15 protein-coding genes are annotated in these 14,055 nt (G+C 30.8%); 3 read left to right on the forward strand and 12 right to left on the reverse strand.

The window, feature by feature from the left end; all coding sequences use genetic code 11:
• Nucleotides 1-10: 10 nt before the first annotated feature.
• From CLV91_RS08855 to CLV91_RS08865, 3 genes are all read right to left on the reverse strand, one after another.
• Nucleotides 11-754 carry a LuxR C-terminal-related transcriptional regulator gene (locus CLV91_RS08855; RefSeq protein ID WP_121066602.1) on the reverse strand — a complete coding sequence of 248 codons (744 nt, stop codon included), beginning with the start codon at nucleotides 752-754 and terminating at the stop codon, nucleotides 11-13.
• Nucleotides 754-1,557 (reverse strand): alpha/beta fold hydrolase, encoded by an 804-nt coding sequence (locus tag CLV91_RS08860; protein ID WP_121066605.1) that lies wholly within the window; start codon nucleotides 1,555-1,557, stop codon nucleotides 754-756. The genes CLV91_RS08855 and CLV91_RS08860 overlap by 1 nt, the downstream gene beginning before the upstream one ends.
• A gap of 231 nt (nucleotides 1,558-1,788) precedes the next feature.
• Nucleotides 1,789-2,703: a hypothetical protein gene (locus CLV91_RS08865; RefSeq protein WP_121066608.1), complete on the reverse strand. Its 915-nt coding sequence runs from the start codon at nucleotides 2,701-2,703 to the stop codon at nucleotides 1,789-1,791.
• A 314-nt stretch (nucleotides 2,704-3,017) separates the two neighbouring features.
• Here CLV91_RS08865 and CLV91_RS08870 point away from each other — a divergent pair, with 314 nt between their 5' ends.
• Both CLV91_RS08870 and CLV91_RS08875 read left to right on the forward strand, forming a co-directional pair.
• Complete coding sequence (locus tag CLV91_RS08870; protein WP_147406413.1) at nucleotides 3,018-3,638, forward strand: hypothetical protein; 621 nt, start codon at nucleotides 3,018-3,020, stop codon at nucleotides 3,636-3,638.
• Entirely contained in the window at nucleotides 3,638-4,690 is a 1,053-nt protein-coding gene (locus CLV91_RS08875) for an alpha/beta fold hydrolase (RefSeq protein WP_121066613.1), read from the forward strand. The genes CLV91_RS08870 and CLV91_RS08875 overlap by 1 nt, the downstream gene beginning before the upstream one ends.
• 89 nt (nucleotides 4,691-4,779) lie before the next feature.
• Here the strand turns inward: CLV91_RS08875 and CLV91_RS08880 are convergent, their stop codons facing one another.
• The 8 genes from CLV91_RS08880 to CLV91_RS08915 all read right to left on the reverse strand — a co-directional run bounded on the left by CLV91_RS08880 (nucleotide 4,780) and on the right by CLV91_RS08915 (nucleotide 11,325).
• Nucleotides 4,780-5,643 (reverse strand): alpha/beta hydrolase, encoded by an 864-nt coding sequence (locus CLV91_RS08880; RefSeq protein WP_121066616.1) that lies wholly within the window; start codon nucleotides 5,641-5,643, stop codon nucleotides 4,780-4,782.
• Nucleotides 5,644-5,733: 90 nt separating this feature from the next.
• Complete coding sequence (locus CLV91_RS08885; RefSeq protein WP_121066629.1) at nucleotides 5,734-6,633, reverse strand: leucine-rich repeat domain-containing protein; 900 nt, start codon at nucleotides 6,631-6,633, stop codon at nucleotides 5,734-5,736.
• Nucleotides 6,634-6,908: 275 nt separating this feature from the next.
• Entirely contained in the window at nucleotides 6,909-7,361 is a 453-nt protein-coding gene (locus tag CLV91_RS08890) for a DUF456 domain-containing protein (protein WP_121066631.1), read from the reverse strand.
• A 112-nt stretch (nucleotides 7,362-7,473) separates the two neighbouring features.
• Complete coding sequence (locus CLV91_RS08895; RefSeq protein ID WP_121066634.1) at nucleotides 7,474-8,130, reverse strand: hypothetical protein; 657 nt, start codon at nucleotides 8,128-8,130, stop codon at nucleotides 7,474-7,476.
• Entirely contained in the window at nucleotides 8,114-8,605 is a 492-nt protein-coding gene (locus CLV91_RS08900; protein ID WP_121066637.1) for an RNA polymerase sigma factor, read from the reverse strand. Before CLV91_RS08900 ends, CLV91_RS08895 begins: the two co-directional genes overlap by 17 nt.
• Before the next feature lie 105 nt (nucleotides 8,606-8,710).
• Nucleotides 8,711-9,424 (reverse strand): DUF6624 domain-containing protein, encoded by a 714-nt coding sequence (locus tag CLV91_RS08905; protein WP_245987164.1) that lies wholly within the window; start codon nucleotides 9,422-9,424, stop codon nucleotides 8,711-8,713.
• Nucleotides 9,425-9,462: 38 nt separating this feature from the next.
• Nucleotides 9,463-10,188, reverse strand: a complete 726-nt coding sequence (locus CLV91_RS08910) for an NAD(P)-dependent oxidoreductase (protein WP_121066640.1) — start codon at nucleotides 10,186-10,188, stop codon at nucleotides 9,463-9,465.
• A gap of 93 nt (nucleotides 10,189-10,281) precedes the next feature.
• The gene (locus tag CLV91_RS08915; protein ID WP_121066643.1) at nucleotides 10,282-11,325 is read right to left on the reverse strand and encodes a serine hydrolase domain-containing protein; all 1,044 of its coding nucleotides are present in this window, start codon (nucleotides 11,323-11,325) and stop codon (nucleotides 10,282-10,284) included.
• Between the two features lie 138 nt (nucleotides 11,326-11,463).
• On the opposite strand from CLV91_RS08915, the gene CLV91_RS16860 reads away from it, so the two are divergent.
• The gene (locus CLV91_RS16860) at nucleotides 11,464-11,607 is read left to right on the forward strand and encodes a hypothetical protein (protein ID WP_170146732.1); all 144 of its coding nucleotides are present in this window, start codon (nucleotides 11,464-11,466) and stop codon (nucleotides 11,605-11,607) included.
• A gap of 48 nt (nucleotides 11,608-11,655) precedes the next feature.
• Here the strand turns inward: CLV91_RS16860 and CLV91_RS08920 are convergent, their stop codons facing one another.
• On the reverse strand, nucleotides 11,656-13,689 hold the full coding sequence (locus CLV91_RS08920) for a hypothetical protein (RefSeq protein ID WP_121066646.1): 2,034 nt from the start codon (nucleotides 13,687-13,689) through the stop codon (nucleotides 11,656-11,658).
• Between the last annotated feature and the right edge of the window lie 366 nt (nucleotides 13,690-14,055).

Consider the following 14,055-nt stretch of genomic DNA (forward strand, 5'->3'; position numbering starts at 1 on the left):
TAAATTTAGTTCAAATAATAATTCCATTTTTTTTGCAAAAAAGAAGTAAATCTTCTTGGGAATGACTTTTTGCTTTTCTCAATATATTTTTTCTGTGAGTAAGTACTGTATGCGGACTAAGGCTTAAATTATCGGCAATACTATCAGAGGTATTACCCTTATCTATTAACATAATAATTTCTTTTTCTCTCTTTGTAAAGAAATTTTGGTATGCATTATATACAGAGGATTTAAATGCTTTAATGTTTAGCTCATCTGCTTGTACATCCCACTCTACCCTATCTGGAGTGTCTAAAAAAGTAATATCTGTTAATAAAGAAAAATTACTTACCATTCTTCCTTTTTTATCTCTTTCAAAAGCAGAGGATTGCCTTAAGATTTTACAATAGGTTCCATCTTTTTTTAAAAATCTAAACGATATAAAAAGGTGTGATTCTGTTTTATTAAATGGTGTTTCTATAACGTGCTGGACTACTCCTTTTGTAATGTCTTTTACAATTTGTCTATCTTCTGGATGGGTATAACCAACCAAGTCTTCAGGCGAAAATTCATCTAAACTATATCCTGTGAGTTTTTCAAGGTTTTTTTCATAAACCATACCTTCAAAAGCCCAATGTGCTACATAAAGACATTGTTTATCGTTTAAAGGAAAGTTCTCAAAAATTGAATAATCTTTGGGTTCATAATCATATTTTTCCACAACTTTATGAATCCCCTTACGAAAAGATTCCATTTCACTTTTAGAATCCACCATTACTTTACAACATAGTTTATAAATTCTAATAGCAATAAATTAAAAGCCTTTGGATTTTCCATATTTGGACTATGACTACTTTTTGGAACTATAATTATTTTATTTTTCCATAATTGAGGTATTTGTAAAGAATGAAGATACTCCACACTAACCAATGAATCTTTTTCTCCTTGAAGAATAGCAATTGGTATTTTTGATTCTTTTAAAATAGTATACTCATCTGTAAACTCGCCATTAGCAATAGAGCCTCCTAATGAGGTTCTAAAATTAGAGTCCGATTTTTTAATATGTGTAGTAAGAGGCTTTATCCAATTTTGATTTTCTCCTACTAATATCTTTACAAATTCAGAAACTTCTACTTTATTTAAATCCCCTTTAAATAAATTTCCCATTTTCTCATTTGGTAAAAAAGCTACATCAATATTAATTGGCTTTTTTACTGGTGGCGCTCCAAAAACTAAGCTTCCTATACAATTAGATAAATATGGTAAAGATTCCATAACTAAATGCCCACCAAAAGAATGCCCTATAAGAATTACGCTTTTATACTGTTCGCAATTTTCTATTAGAATCTGGATTAAATTTTTAATGCTATAATCTTTTAAAGAAGGAGACTTTCCATGACCTGGAATGTCAAAAGCAACCATTGAAAAAGTTTTAAGTTTCTCTTCCTGCAATTGATGGTCCCAAACTATACTTGAAGTAGAATTACCATGAATAAAAATAATGGTTGGCTTATTTTCTAAAACTTTTTGAGTAAATTGATTTTCAACCTTATAAAGGGGTACTGTTGGTGTTGGCATAATTACTTCAAATAATTTTCAATAACTGAAAAGTTTAGTTATTTACCAAATTAACCCTATGTATAACTATAATTATTAGTGTATTGGGGAGTTATAAATATAAAAGGGCTATAATTTGTATAGCCCTTTTTCAAAATGGATTATATTAAATGGTTGAAGTTTCGGGGTAGTTTTAAGTAAATTTACCTTGAGATAAGTTATATTAATTTAAACTCTATTTTAATTGTACAGTTAATTTTGCAGTATTATTTCTATCCCGAAAGCGTCATTAAGACCCTGAACAATAAATTCAAAGAAAGTTACATCATGATTGCCTTCACCTGCCAATACGGTAGCGTTTTTAGACTGTAAAAACTGAACTTCTTCAGAGGTAAGGCCCCCAACAGCCTGATCTGTGGCTCCGTATACATATGTTATTTTAGAGAGGTCAGGGATAGAATTAAATTCTTGTGTATATCTGTTGCTACCTAATTCAGCGGTTATTCTATTAAGATTTCTTTCCTTTACATCTGGGTCTGGATTCGCGTCTATTATAGGAGTAACTCCGTTTTCAAAATAACCAACCCTTCCTTCAGACATCGCTTCCCAAACCACAGCATTGATATCTAATCTACCGGTCATGATTAGATATTTATCAGCACTATCAATACCTTTTTTTGCTATAAGTTCTTGGGTCATAAAAGCACCAAAAGAATTTCCTAAAATATATACTGTTCTGCCCTGCTTTTTAAAATATGTACTCACTTTATGCAGTATTTCTATACTTTCTTCATTGAAGGCAATGGCTTGGTCTAATGTTATATCATTGCCTTTTACTATAGTAGAGTCTAAAGTTTGTGCTTGGTGCGGATTTACCGTTAAAAAGTCTTTAGTTTCTGAATTATCCAAGATTGAACCAACCAAACTGGTATCAAGTTTTGTATCAGGGCCTCCCTGTACATTGATTAAAACTGTTGACGCTTTTTCATCTCCTTTGAAATATATTAAATCTTTAATTTCTTCTGATATTTCCTTCTTAACCACTACCGGTGGCTCATCATCATTAGTACAAGAGAATGTAAGGATAGATAAGAAAGCAATTAGCATAACGTTGGTAACGATTTGAAAATGATTTGTTTGTGTCGTCTTAAAAGATACTTTTTCCATGATTAAATATTTTTGATTTGTATAGTATAGAAGACAATTCAATTTTTAAATAGTTGCATGTAAGGGAAAAATCGTACAAGACTATAATTATAATGAGTAAGAATATCTATTGCTGTATTTTACCTATTATTTATTAGGTTAAGTATGGCGCAACTACCTCATAATTAACACAATATAATAGGGTGTGTAACGCCAGGAGAATTACAATACTTCATTTCTTCTTTTAGCTTTTATTTAATCCCAAATGCAACCTTAGGATAATATTCTTGTCTTTTAGTATTAGTTCATCACAAATCATTTTTAAAAAAAGACAAATGAGAAACGGTATTATAATAGCATTACTAATTTATTTTTGCATATGTACTATGCAAGCACAGAGCGATACGGACAATTCTGCTACTTTTTTAGACAAAACAGAATTTAAAGTTGGGTATAGTGGTAATTTATTCTGGAATAATGGGTTGAGCGTTGGCGCCGAATACTTATGGAAGCAAAACACTAAAATTAAAGAAAAAAGAAAAGGGCCTAAAAAAATAACCCATCAATACCTACTAGATGGTAACCTAGGTTTTACTACCAATTTTGCAACAAAGACAGATACGGGAATTTATACCAATTATGGCCTTATCTGGCGAAGAACCAATGCCAAAGGAAAGCAAATTAGTATTGCATTAAACCCTTTAGGGTATTACCGCTCTATTTTACCCGAAACTTATGAAGTTAAAGGAGAGCAAGTAGATAAAGTGTCTTTCCCTGGTAGAAGTTATTATGCTCCTTCCCTATCTATTGGTTTAGGTAAATTAAGAAAAGGAAAAAAACTTACAGGTAGGTATTTTAATGTGAATCTAATGTTTAGAACACCTTATAATGCAGGCACACTTCCCTCAATTTCATTACAATACGGATATCGTTTTAACTTTAAAAAGAAAAAATAATGTATAAAAAAATATGTAACTCAGTAAAAGTACTACTTGTATTAGTAGCCGTAATTAATATTTCTTCATGTACTAAGGAGAGCGATGATAGTAGCAATTTAAGTGACACCCTATTTGTACGCCATAAAAAAGCAGATATGCCAGCTTACATACATGGCAATAGTACAGAAAAAGTTTTCCTCATTACTTTACATGGTGGGCCAGGAGGTAATGGCTTAAATTTTAGAAACGACACTTTTAAAAATAATATAGAAAAGACCTGTGCAGTAGTATATTTTGACCAACGAGGTTCGGGTATGTCTCAAGGTAGTTATTCAGAATCAAAGGTAAGTATAGATATTATGGTAGAAGATGTTCTTGCCTTGGTAAAGGTAATAAAGCATAAATATGGAAATGATTCTCGTTTTTTCCTCATGGGAGGCAGTTGGGGTGGTACTTTAGGAACTGCCACTTTATTAAAAAATCAGAATGAGTTTCTTGGTTGGATTGAGTTGGACGGTGCTCATGACCCAAAAGGGATGTATGCAGAATATATAGAAAATTTTAAGCGGGTAGCAACAACACAAATTGAAAAAGGAAATAGTATTGTGTATTGGGAAGGCGTACAGAATTTTATTAAAAATGTGGAACCAAGCTACAAAGAGGAAGATTTTTTTAAAATGAATTCAGAAGCTTTTAAGGCTGAAGAAAAACTGATAGATGATAAAATTATTGCAAATCATGATATAGAAGGACTTGATTCTTTTTTTAAATATAACTTGCTTACATCAACCTGGAATGCAGGAGGTATTCAGTCTATACTTACAAAGCAAGGTCTTTGGGAGAATGTTTCTTATACTAATAGACTACCCGAAATAACAATACCATCTTTAATTATTACAGGTGAACATGATATGATTGTTCCTCCAAAATTTGCCCAGGAGGCTTTTGAGAATTTAGGCTCTACAGAAAAAGAGTTATTGGTTTTAGGACAATCCGGTCATAGTCCTAGTGTTGGTGATAAAGATATTTTTGTAGAAAGAGTTTTAGATTTTATAAACGAACATAAATAAATTTTTTAAGAAATCATTCTTTATTAAACACCTATTATACTGCCTTTTAAAGTTGGTTTGGAAAATGGGTGTTACTGCATTTATAGAACTTATTCCAAAGCATCTTTTATAACATTTACAATTCGCGAATTATCTAAACTATTTTGAACATGCTTAGACTGTTCTAATAGTATAGTCTGCTTTAAGGAAGGGAATATCTTATTGGCACGTTTAATCATTTTTTCACCCGGAAACATTAAATCGTTTTTTGCTGCTATTAGCGTGATAGGTGTTTGTAAAGATTTTGCAGCTTGGGTTTTAATAACAGGCACTGGTGTAAAATCCATCTTAAAATGCAAAAACACTTTTGAAAGGAATTGTATTGCAAAGGCATCCTGTTCTGTAAACAGTTCTTTTAAAAAACGTTCTACAAACTTTATCTTTTTTGTTTTCATATACCTTTTCATTGGTATAAAAACCTTAAACAATGCTTTTAATGGGTTTCCGTTTACGATATAGGCCGGCGCCGATAAAAAAACTTCTTTTATATTGGCATCTTTATATTCTAATGTCTTTAAAATAACCAAACCGCCAAGTGAAAATCCTGCAAGGGTTACATTCTTTAACTCTAAAGTATCTATCACTTCATGTAGCCACTTGCCATAATCATCATTTTTCATAGATAGTAGTGTTTCTGCACTTTTATTGGGTTGTGCCAGTACATCCACTGCAAATACTTGAAAATGCGATTCTAATCCGGAATAGGTTTCTAATGCTATGGGAGCACAACCATTAGAACCATGAACTAGAAATAAAGGTGGTTTAGCTGCATCTCCTGTTACAATTATATTGGTGGCACCAAAGGAAGTATCCACATTTTGATACTGATACTTGATATTTAAATCCTCTAACTTTTGATTATAAAGTTTTAAGATTTCTGTTTTTCCTTTTTCGGACTTAAATAGTGGTTTCATTTTTAGATGTACAGTTTGTAAAGCAACAGAATTTATGTTGCTAGTAAATGTTTTAAAATTTCAGTTTTAGTGACTATCTCCATTTAAAACCTAATTGCAAGATGTATTTAATTCTTGGTAATCGGATAAAGATACTGTTGGTATGTTTTGCCGACTCTCTAACTTAATACAGGTTAAATCTGGATTTCTATCTACCCTTAAATCAATTAATTTAGGATTTTTGCTTATATCGAGAGTGTTAAGTAAATTACTTGAACTATATAGATGCGTTAAACTAGTATTATTCTCAAGATTTATGTTTTGAAGCTTGTTGCCGGAAATAACTAAGGTTTCTAACAATGTGTTTGAGCTGAAATCAACTGTTGTAAGTTGATTAAGTATTATTAAAACATTTTTTAGATTTACAGCATCATTTGTGTTTATAGATTTCAATAGATTATGACTAATGAGCAACACCTCAATAGATTCATTATTAATGCTAATTTCTTCAAAGTTATTAAAGGATAAATTTACATTTTTCAATTTTTTCAATTTTGATAATCCATTAATTGTACTAAGTTCATTGGACTGAATATCTAACAGAACTAGATTTATATTATTACTAATGTCAATTGTGGTAAGATTATTTCCATTAAGAATTAAAGTGTCTAATTTAGTGTTATAGCTTAAATCCACAGTTTCAATTTTTTGTCCAGTCGCATAAAATGACTTTATGTTTATAAAACCTTCAATACCTCTTAAATCGGTGATTTCACCAAAGTTAGCAGAATGGTTTAAATCTAATAAATTAACCTTAGCAGCATCTGATTTTAACATTTTTTGATTAATAATACCATCAGAGTCAATACCTTGTTCTACCAAAATATTTTCAAAATGACCGTCTGGGATATCTAAATAAATATCATTTATAGTTTCATCATTACTACAAGAGAGAGCAAAACAAGATGTTATTAGGATGAATATTATTGTTGCGATTTTTATGTTATGCATTATGTTTTAAGGAATATTATTTTTATTAGTTTTTTATATTGTTTTACTTTAAGATTACGTGCTTTTGCCCTTTCCATTTAGTTGATTAGGCTAAATTATCCATAAAGTGACCAAAATCTTCAAGGCTCATTTTACCAGCATTAAAAACAGTCCTATTATTATTATTAGGGAGAATTACACTTTATTAAGACGAGTTAATACTATGATTGTTACACTTGTTTATATTAAAGATTCAATTTCAATGATTCTTTAAAAGATTTTTGCTTTACTATTGATTATAACACGTTGCCAGCTTCTTTAGCTTGAGAATCCAAACGGTGCCCTATAAATGCACCGATGAACATACCAATACAAATTCCAAAAGAAGTTCCTAAACTTTTTTCAAAACGCTCCCCTACAAGAACTCCTAAAACAACTCCAAATAAAATCCCAAAACTTACACTCGAGTTAGTATAGTACCCCTTGGAGGTTAAGGAAAAGGTGTCCTTTAAATATTTTTCAAATCTTTCTAATGCTTTTTTGAAGAATTTTTTTCTGTTCTTAGGGTTTGCTTCTAATTGTAAACTATCTAATTCTATTTCTAAAGATTGAATTTCATCCGTGGTGAATTCTCTGTTTTCTAATTTTATAAGAATATCAATAAATTTCTCGTAAATCTTAATTTCAGATTTTTTAGTTGTTTCCGTTTTTAAAATTTCAAAAAAGTTAAGTGCTTTTTTTAATGTCATAATTTTTACTATTTTTTTGGTTAGTGGTCTATCTCAAAAATTATTACATGTAAAATTTAATTTTTCTATAAAATTTTACAAAAGACTAATAAGTAAGTCTTTTAAAAAGTGTTTAGCTTCTTAAGTTTTCAATATCTGTCATTAATTCTTTTAGTTTTTTAAATACTCTCCCGTAAACCAAGTTTAAATCCCATTGATAAATGCGACCTCCAAAATGGACTAGTAAACTTATTATAGCTAAAGCTATAACTATTGCTATTAGAGGTATTCCAAATAGAAGATACGTATCTGGAAAACCAATAAGAACTTCGCTCACAAGTCTTTCTCCTAAGGGAATTCCTTCGGCATCTTTAAACCAAAATCCTAAAATCATTGAGATAAATATAATTGGGTAAAGAAACTTAGAAATTTTCTCATTAATGGCTACTTGCTTGTTTATCCATTGATTAAAAGCCTTTAAGTAGTTATAACTACTTATTCCTAAATCTATTTTTTCTAAATCATTTAATAATCGCTTATTAATTATAACAAGAACAGAAAGCGTTACAAAGAAGATAACACCTGTTATGGGTATTCCTACAATAAAAGAGACGATTAAAAAAGCAAATGAGAATGCTACAATAGCAATCAAATTTATTTTAAACATTCTTTTGAATTTATCAATGATATGAATTGATTTTTGGTTGTAAAGATTGTTTAATTTTGGCGCTACTAATGCATCACTTGCTAGAAAACCTTCTTTCCATATGGTTTCAATTGATCTTTCCATCTAATATTTTTTTTAATCTATTTTTAATTCTTTGAACACGTACACCAATATTATTAGGATTTGTTCCAATAATTTCGGCAATTTCCTTTTGCGATTTTTCTTCCAAATAAAGCGTAATGATAGCCCTATCTATCTCTGATAGTTTTCTAATAGCATCATATAATAGATTTAGAGATTCGTTTGAAAAAGCGTAGTTGTCTTCCGTTTCTTCCGCAGTTAAAGAGTCGGATACAAAATGTTGAACATTATTTTTCTTTTTCTTAAGTAAGGTTAAACAAACATTTAAAGAAATTCTATACACCCAAGTACTCCATTGCGACTCCTCTTTAAAATTGTCTTTACTCCTCCAAATTTGCAAACACACTTCTTGGTAATAGTCTTCAAAATCTAGTTGCGAATTAGTATATGCTCTGCATAATTTTATAATTATGCCAGCATAAGGTAAAATAGATATGTTATAAAAATCGCTACTCAATCGTGTTATTTTTATTTGGTTAGTGGCGTAAATTAGCAATTATTACACATTAGCTTAAAAATAGATAAAAAGGAATAGATTTTATCAAGTATGTAGCTTACACCGCTATAAATTGTTTTGGTGATTCTTTAATTTATTCCGATTTGTTTCAAAAGCTTTTGTTCGTTCTATTTGCTCTTCAAGATTCCATTCAAAATCAAATCTATTTTTAAGGAATTTCGCGATTGAGTCAAGTCCTATTTCTGCTCGTCGTTTATCAATATTGGTTGGGTCATAAACTGGCCATACATTAAAACTTTTTGTTTCAGGATAGTATTTCATTTGCCCGCCATAGATTTGTGTGTTTCCTGCTTCAGTAGCAATTCTGTCTTCTGCACGTACTAAAAATCGAGGTTCTAATTTCTTCTCTTTAACAGCTTTCCTCATTAATGGAAGGTATTTTATTCGAACATCATTATCTGAATGTTGAATAACGTTACATATGGTCCAATTTCCTTGATCACCAGCCATTTCTTTAGTTGGCCAACCAAAATTATCTAGAATGCCTCTTACTTTTTTTTCATTTATAATATGGTTTTTCTTATATATCAGTTGTTGTTCTTTAACTAATTCTGATTCAGTACCATATATTTTAATTAGCGAATCTCTTGAGGTAATTGGTCGCTGTTCTGCTTCCCATATAGTATCTAAGACGGCAATAAAATTTTCTTTTTTTGACGAATTTTTGGTTTCTGCTGAGCTATCATTATTATTTTTTTCTTGCTTACAACAAGTTAATAGTATTGCAAACAAAATAAATATGAGATTTGTTATTTTCATCTGACAAGAGTTTATTTGATTTAATTAACGGTTATGGTTTAATGTAATTTGCTATAGATTACCGGCATTTGCCCTTTCCATTTAGTCCATAAGTTGTTATCATGGATTAAACTAGCCATAAAATGACCAACATTTATACGGCTAACTTTCCCGGCATTAAAAATTGCACTTCTTGTTGGTGAAGGGTGTATTTCATAATCGCTTACTGCTACTTCATTAATTAAGCCATCTGGCCTTACAGTAACCCATTCTATAGATGTATTGTTTTGACCAATTTGAGTTCTTAAATAATCTGCTGCTTTCTCATTATCTACATGCGGTGGTAATAACATACGAAGCAAACCAATAACGCATTTTTGAGCAAAAGAAATAGGTTCGTTTAAATCGCGATTACGATTGCCTGTAGTGTTCATTAAAACAAACTTTGTTGGTGTTTGGTGATTGTTCGCATTTATGGCATCACATAGCCGTTGTGTGGCATCAGTTACTAACCTTCTAGGCTTGCCATATATTCCTTTCCAAGTTAAATTATGACCAAGACAAGACGCCACAGCATTACAATTGCTAACAATCTCCTGCATTTCTGTATCACTTAATTCTAATACACTTGCAGAGATAACTTCCAGGGCTTCATTAGTTTTCCATGATTCTGGCAACTTTTCTGGAGACCTTACAATTACTTTTACCTTATGTTTTTCAATTAGAAGTTGCTCTACTAATTTACTACCCGTAGCGCCACTTGCTCCTACTACTAAAACTTTCATATTGATTTATTGATTGATGTATCTAAAAGACGTTTTGCTTCTAAATTTGTTACACTCTTAATTAATTTATAAGTGCAACCTATTATTTCTTTTTTACAGCCCCTTTGCTTTGCGTAAGATTTTAACAACTCGAGTATGGGTTATTTCTAGTAAGTTCCATTGGTAACCTTCAAAATCAGTGGTATTCATAAATTGAATAACTACAGCATCTATATCTTTATGGTATTCTGCTAAACATTGATACCCTGGAGCCAAACCGCCATGATTAAACTCATAAAGTGAAGTGTAGATTTCCATCTCCTTTTCATTAAGTAAAGATCCATCATTTAAGGCTCTTAAAAAGATACCAACATCTTCTGCGGTAGCAATCATCATTCCATTATTCTCGTTTTTGAAATCCTTATCAATTCCTACATAATAACCACTCATAACATCGTCTAGATTTACTTCACTAATCGAACCAAAAGTATTTTTAAGTCCAAGTGGTAATAAGATTTCCTTTTTAAAATAGTCTTGACGACTACCCCCTGTAACTTGCTCAATAATTCTTGAGAGCAACAAGTAATTTGTATTAGAATAACCATAATCCTTATTTGGTTCAAAGACTGCTGGTAAATCTAGCGCATATTTAAGTACATCTATATCTTTGTTGGGTTGGTTTTTCCAAAAATCTGCACTGTCCGTGAAATTAGGAATGCCACTTCGGTGTTGTACCATCATTCTCAAGGTAATTTTATCTGAATTTTCAATTCTGCCTGTGAGTTCGGGAAAATACTCCGAGAGTGTTTTATCTAAAGAGATACGTTTTTCAGTATCCAATTTTGTAATAGCAACAGCAACATATAGTTTGCTTATACTCGCAATTTTAAACAAAGCATTAGGTTTTACGGGTATTTTTTGTTCTTTATTATGATAACCAGCACCATAGAAAGCAGGCGGTTTTCCGGCTTCATCTACATATACTAAGACACCATCAAAACCATAACTTTGGGTTTGATCTACTTGCTCTTGTACTGTACTTGGTAAAGGTAATATCCATGCTTTTACTAAAATCCATGGCACAAACCACAAGGATATGAAAGTACTCACGAGTAAGACAACCCTAAATATTTGTTTTCCTTTATTACTTTTTTTCATACTACGTGTAATTTATTGGTCAAATATATTCTAGAGGATCCTATAAAGGTATTGTAAGTTACTGAATTGTACATTATTGTGGATGAATTGGTTTTCTGAGTATAATTAAGGTGCAAAAAACCTATACATAGTAGCGGAATGATATATATCATGGTTTGGCGAAATGCAACACCCAATCACTTTTACGTACCTTTTATTGGGCATCCTTCCGTAGATTCTTTTAAAGAATTTGTAGCTAAAGATGTTATTCTTTTACATAGCGATATTCAATTGAATCCATAATTGGTTATAGCTAGATGAATTATATTCTAATATTTTTCGAGGAAAAGATTATTTTCTATAATCTCCTTGGGCATAAGAAGCTACAATACTAGAATTAGATTTTTTACAATTAGTAGGGAAATCAGAAAAATAGATACATTCTGGCAATCCGTTTTTAAATGTAATAGAAACCGTGCCTTTACTTACACCGCCAAAACCTGTGTAACTATAATTTGCTTGCAATCTTTTGGGTCTTCCTTGCTGATCTTTATACCCAGTTGTAACATTAGAAATACTTCCTTTCTTATATCTATTAAAGCCCCATGTTTTGGATTGGTTAGTAACTAAATCATCAATTAATTTATTGAAATTCTGTGGTCCAGATGGTCCTCCTGAAATTTTCATTTTGGCATACTTACTTATTCCTTGTAAACGAATAGCTGGTTTACCTAAAGCAAATCTTTTAAAATTTTCTTCAAATTGTTTTATACTAGTACTTGAACAAGAATTCTGAGGAATAATTTTTAACATATCTGCTTTTAATCCTTTAGCTTTATGCAATGCGTCTACAGAATTACCCATAGCATTTTCGTTCGTATAAAAAGCTATACCTTTTTGCAATGCCACAGATTTTTGGTAATTTTCTAATTCCATTTTGGTACTATATAAATCGGGTTTTGCATATAAACCAGAAGGCACCCACCTATACCTAATACATGTTCTATCTTCAGGAGTTCCATCATAGTATGTAGTAACTCGTTCTTCAGCACATTCTTGTTCCATTATTTTTACTTTGTTTTGCGGTAAATAACTTGCACATTGACTACCGTATGCTCTTAGATATTGATTAAATATGGAGTACAGAACAGTGTCATCTGGTTTTATTTCAATATTCTCAAAGTGACCACGAAAAATATAATCATAAAATTCTGCAAAATATAAACCATCGCTATTAAAAACCATGTCTTCTCCCAAAGCTGTTTCTTGGTTAGCACGTTGCTGCTCTAACTTAAGCTTTTCATCGGTTTTAATTTTAACTTTTTGTTTCGCTATAACATTGTATAAACTAGTAATATTAGTATTGTTCGCTACATGTGTTGTATACTTATCTTGAATTCTAGACAAATCTGTTAAACTTGTAGAGGCCTTAATTTCAGTTTGTATTTTTGAAAATTGATTTGCAATTTTTTGGGTTTTCACCTCTTTAATTTTTGAATTTGCATTCCTAACCGGTCTTTTAGAGATATACGAGTTATATTTTTTATTAAAATTGGTTCTAAATCTATTTAAATCTGAGATACTCATGGCAGAAATATTCTTAATTTCTTGCGTAGTAGTATGCGTCAAAATCTGATTAATTTTAGTTTCAATAGCATTGTCATATGCTCTTTGTGTATTTATATCTGCAGTTTGGTAAAATGCTCTGTTTTGTTGTTGTAATGTATGTACTCTTGCTAAAGATTGAAAATTGTTTTGCAATCCATTTACAACTTGTACTTGTGCTAGTAAGGACTTTGTTCCTGTAATTTTTTCTTGGGAATTTAGTAATATGCTAAGCGTTTCTATTTCTTTAGAGGTTAATTTTCCGTATTTTCTTGCATATTGTTTTTTCTCTAAGGCTATAGCATTAAAATTTACCTTCCCAGATTTTAGGTTATTTATAGTAGTAGTATAGTCTTCTCTTTGCTTTCTTAAAAAAACAACTTCTTTTACTGCATCATTATAAGGTTTGTTTTGATCAAAGACACCCCACAGATACCAATCTAATCTTTGGGCCCAAGGGTTTTTTGGTCCAGTATTACCGTACTTCTTTTTCTGTTTATACCCTCTTATTTTTTTACCTATACTTTTAATTTTAGATGCACTCAACTTATCAAAAGGTTTTCCAAATGCAGGAACAAAATATGTGTCAGATAAAAGGTTAAATCGAACTCGATTATATATAGCGCTACCTGAGCGTAGATTAGACATGGTAGCTGTTCTATCTACTTCTTTAAATTCTTTTTCTACACTTTCCTGCCAGTTTTGAAGTGTTTCCTTATTTTGAGAAAGGCTATTAGTATAAATTAATACTACTACTAGTAGTGTTGCTAATTTTTTCATGTTTTCCTATTTCATACAGAAAACAATTTTCATGATTAAATTGTTGAAATCTATATGTTTATGTCTTATTTATGCTAAATATAAAAAAAATTAGAGCTAACTAATTGCGGCTTTCCGTAAACACTTTAAATATTAAGGCAGCTAATTACGCCGAAATTCAATTTTTTTGTAAATTCTGGCAACTGTTTTAAATCTAAAGATTCTTTAACTGCTATTGATGAAGAAGGTAAAGCTTTAAAAATTTCTGCTTCGCTGTAAAAATTTGAAATTGATAAGACAATGAAGATTCGCGCAGTGGTATTGAAAATATACTAAGATAAAATACAAAGGCTTACATCATATAAAAAATGTCTTGTTAATTTCTAG

It is taken from the genome of Maribacter vaceletii (assembly GCF_003634105.1).
In the GTDB taxonomy this organism is placed as follows: Bacteria; Bacteroidota; Bacteroidia; order Flavobacteriales; family Flavobacteriaceae; genus Maribacter_B; species Maribacter_B vaceletii.

What these genes read in the sequence shown, in the direction of transcription:
- CLV91_RS08860 (WP_121066605.1), bottom strand. Translation starts at nt 1,557, where the DNA reads ATGCCAACACCAACAGTACCCCTTTATAAGGTTGAAAATCAATTTACT.
- CLV91_RS16860 (WP_170146732.1), top strand. Translation starts at nt 11,464, where the DNA reads ATGATATATATCATGGTTTGGCGAAATGCAACACCCAATCACTTTTAC.
- CLV91_RS08910 (WP_121066640.1), bottom strand. Translation starts at nt 10,188, where the DNA reads ATGAAAGTTTTAGTAGTAGGAGCAAGTGGCGCTACGGGTAGTAAATTA.
- CLV91_RS08905 (WP_245987164.1), bottom strand. Translation starts at nt 9,424, where the DNA reads ATGAAAATAACAAATCTCATATTTATTTTGTTTGCAATACTATTAACT.
- CLV91_RS08870 (WP_147406413.1), top strand. Translation starts at nt 3,018, where the DNA reads ATGAGAAACGGTATTATAATAGCATTACTAATTTATTTTTGCATATGT.
- CLV91_RS08865 (WP_121066608.1), bottom strand. Translation starts at nt 2,703, where the DNA reads ATGGAAAAAGTATCTTTTAAGACGACACAAACAAATCATTTTCAAATC.
- CLV91_RS08920 (WP_121066646.1), bottom strand. Translation starts at nt 13,689, where the DNA reads ATGAAAAAATTAGCAACACTACTAGTAGTAGTATTAATTTATACTAAT.
- CLV91_RS08885 (WP_121066629.1), bottom strand. Translation starts at nt 6,633, where the DNA reads ATGCATAACATAAAAATCGCAACAATAATATTCATCCTAATAACATCT.
- CLV91_RS08890 (WP_121066631.1), bottom strand. Translation starts at nt 7,361, where the DNA reads ATGACATTAAAAAAAGCACTTAACTTTTTTGAAATTTTAAAAACGGAA.
- CLV91_RS08855 (WP_121066602.1), bottom strand. Translation starts at nt 754, where the DNA reads ATGGTGGATTCTAAAAGTGAAATGGAATCTTTTCGTAAGGGGATTCAT.
- CLV91_RS08915 (WP_121066643.1), bottom strand. Translation starts at nt 11,325, where the DNA reads ATGAAAAAAAGTAATAAAGGAAAACAAATATTTAGGGTTGTCTTACTC.
- CLV91_RS08880 (WP_121066616.1), bottom strand. Translation starts at nt 5,643, where the DNA reads ATGAAACCACTATTTAAGTCCGAAAAAGGAAAAACAGAAATCTTAAAA.
- CLV91_RS08875 (WP_121066613.1), top strand. Translation starts at nt 3,638, where the DNA reads ATGTATAAAAAAATATGTAACTCAGTAAAAGTACTACTTGTATTAGTA.
- CLV91_RS08895 (WP_121066634.1), bottom strand. Translation starts at nt 8,130, where the DNA reads ATGGAAAGATCAATTGAAACCATATGGAAAGAAGGTTTTCTAGCAAGT.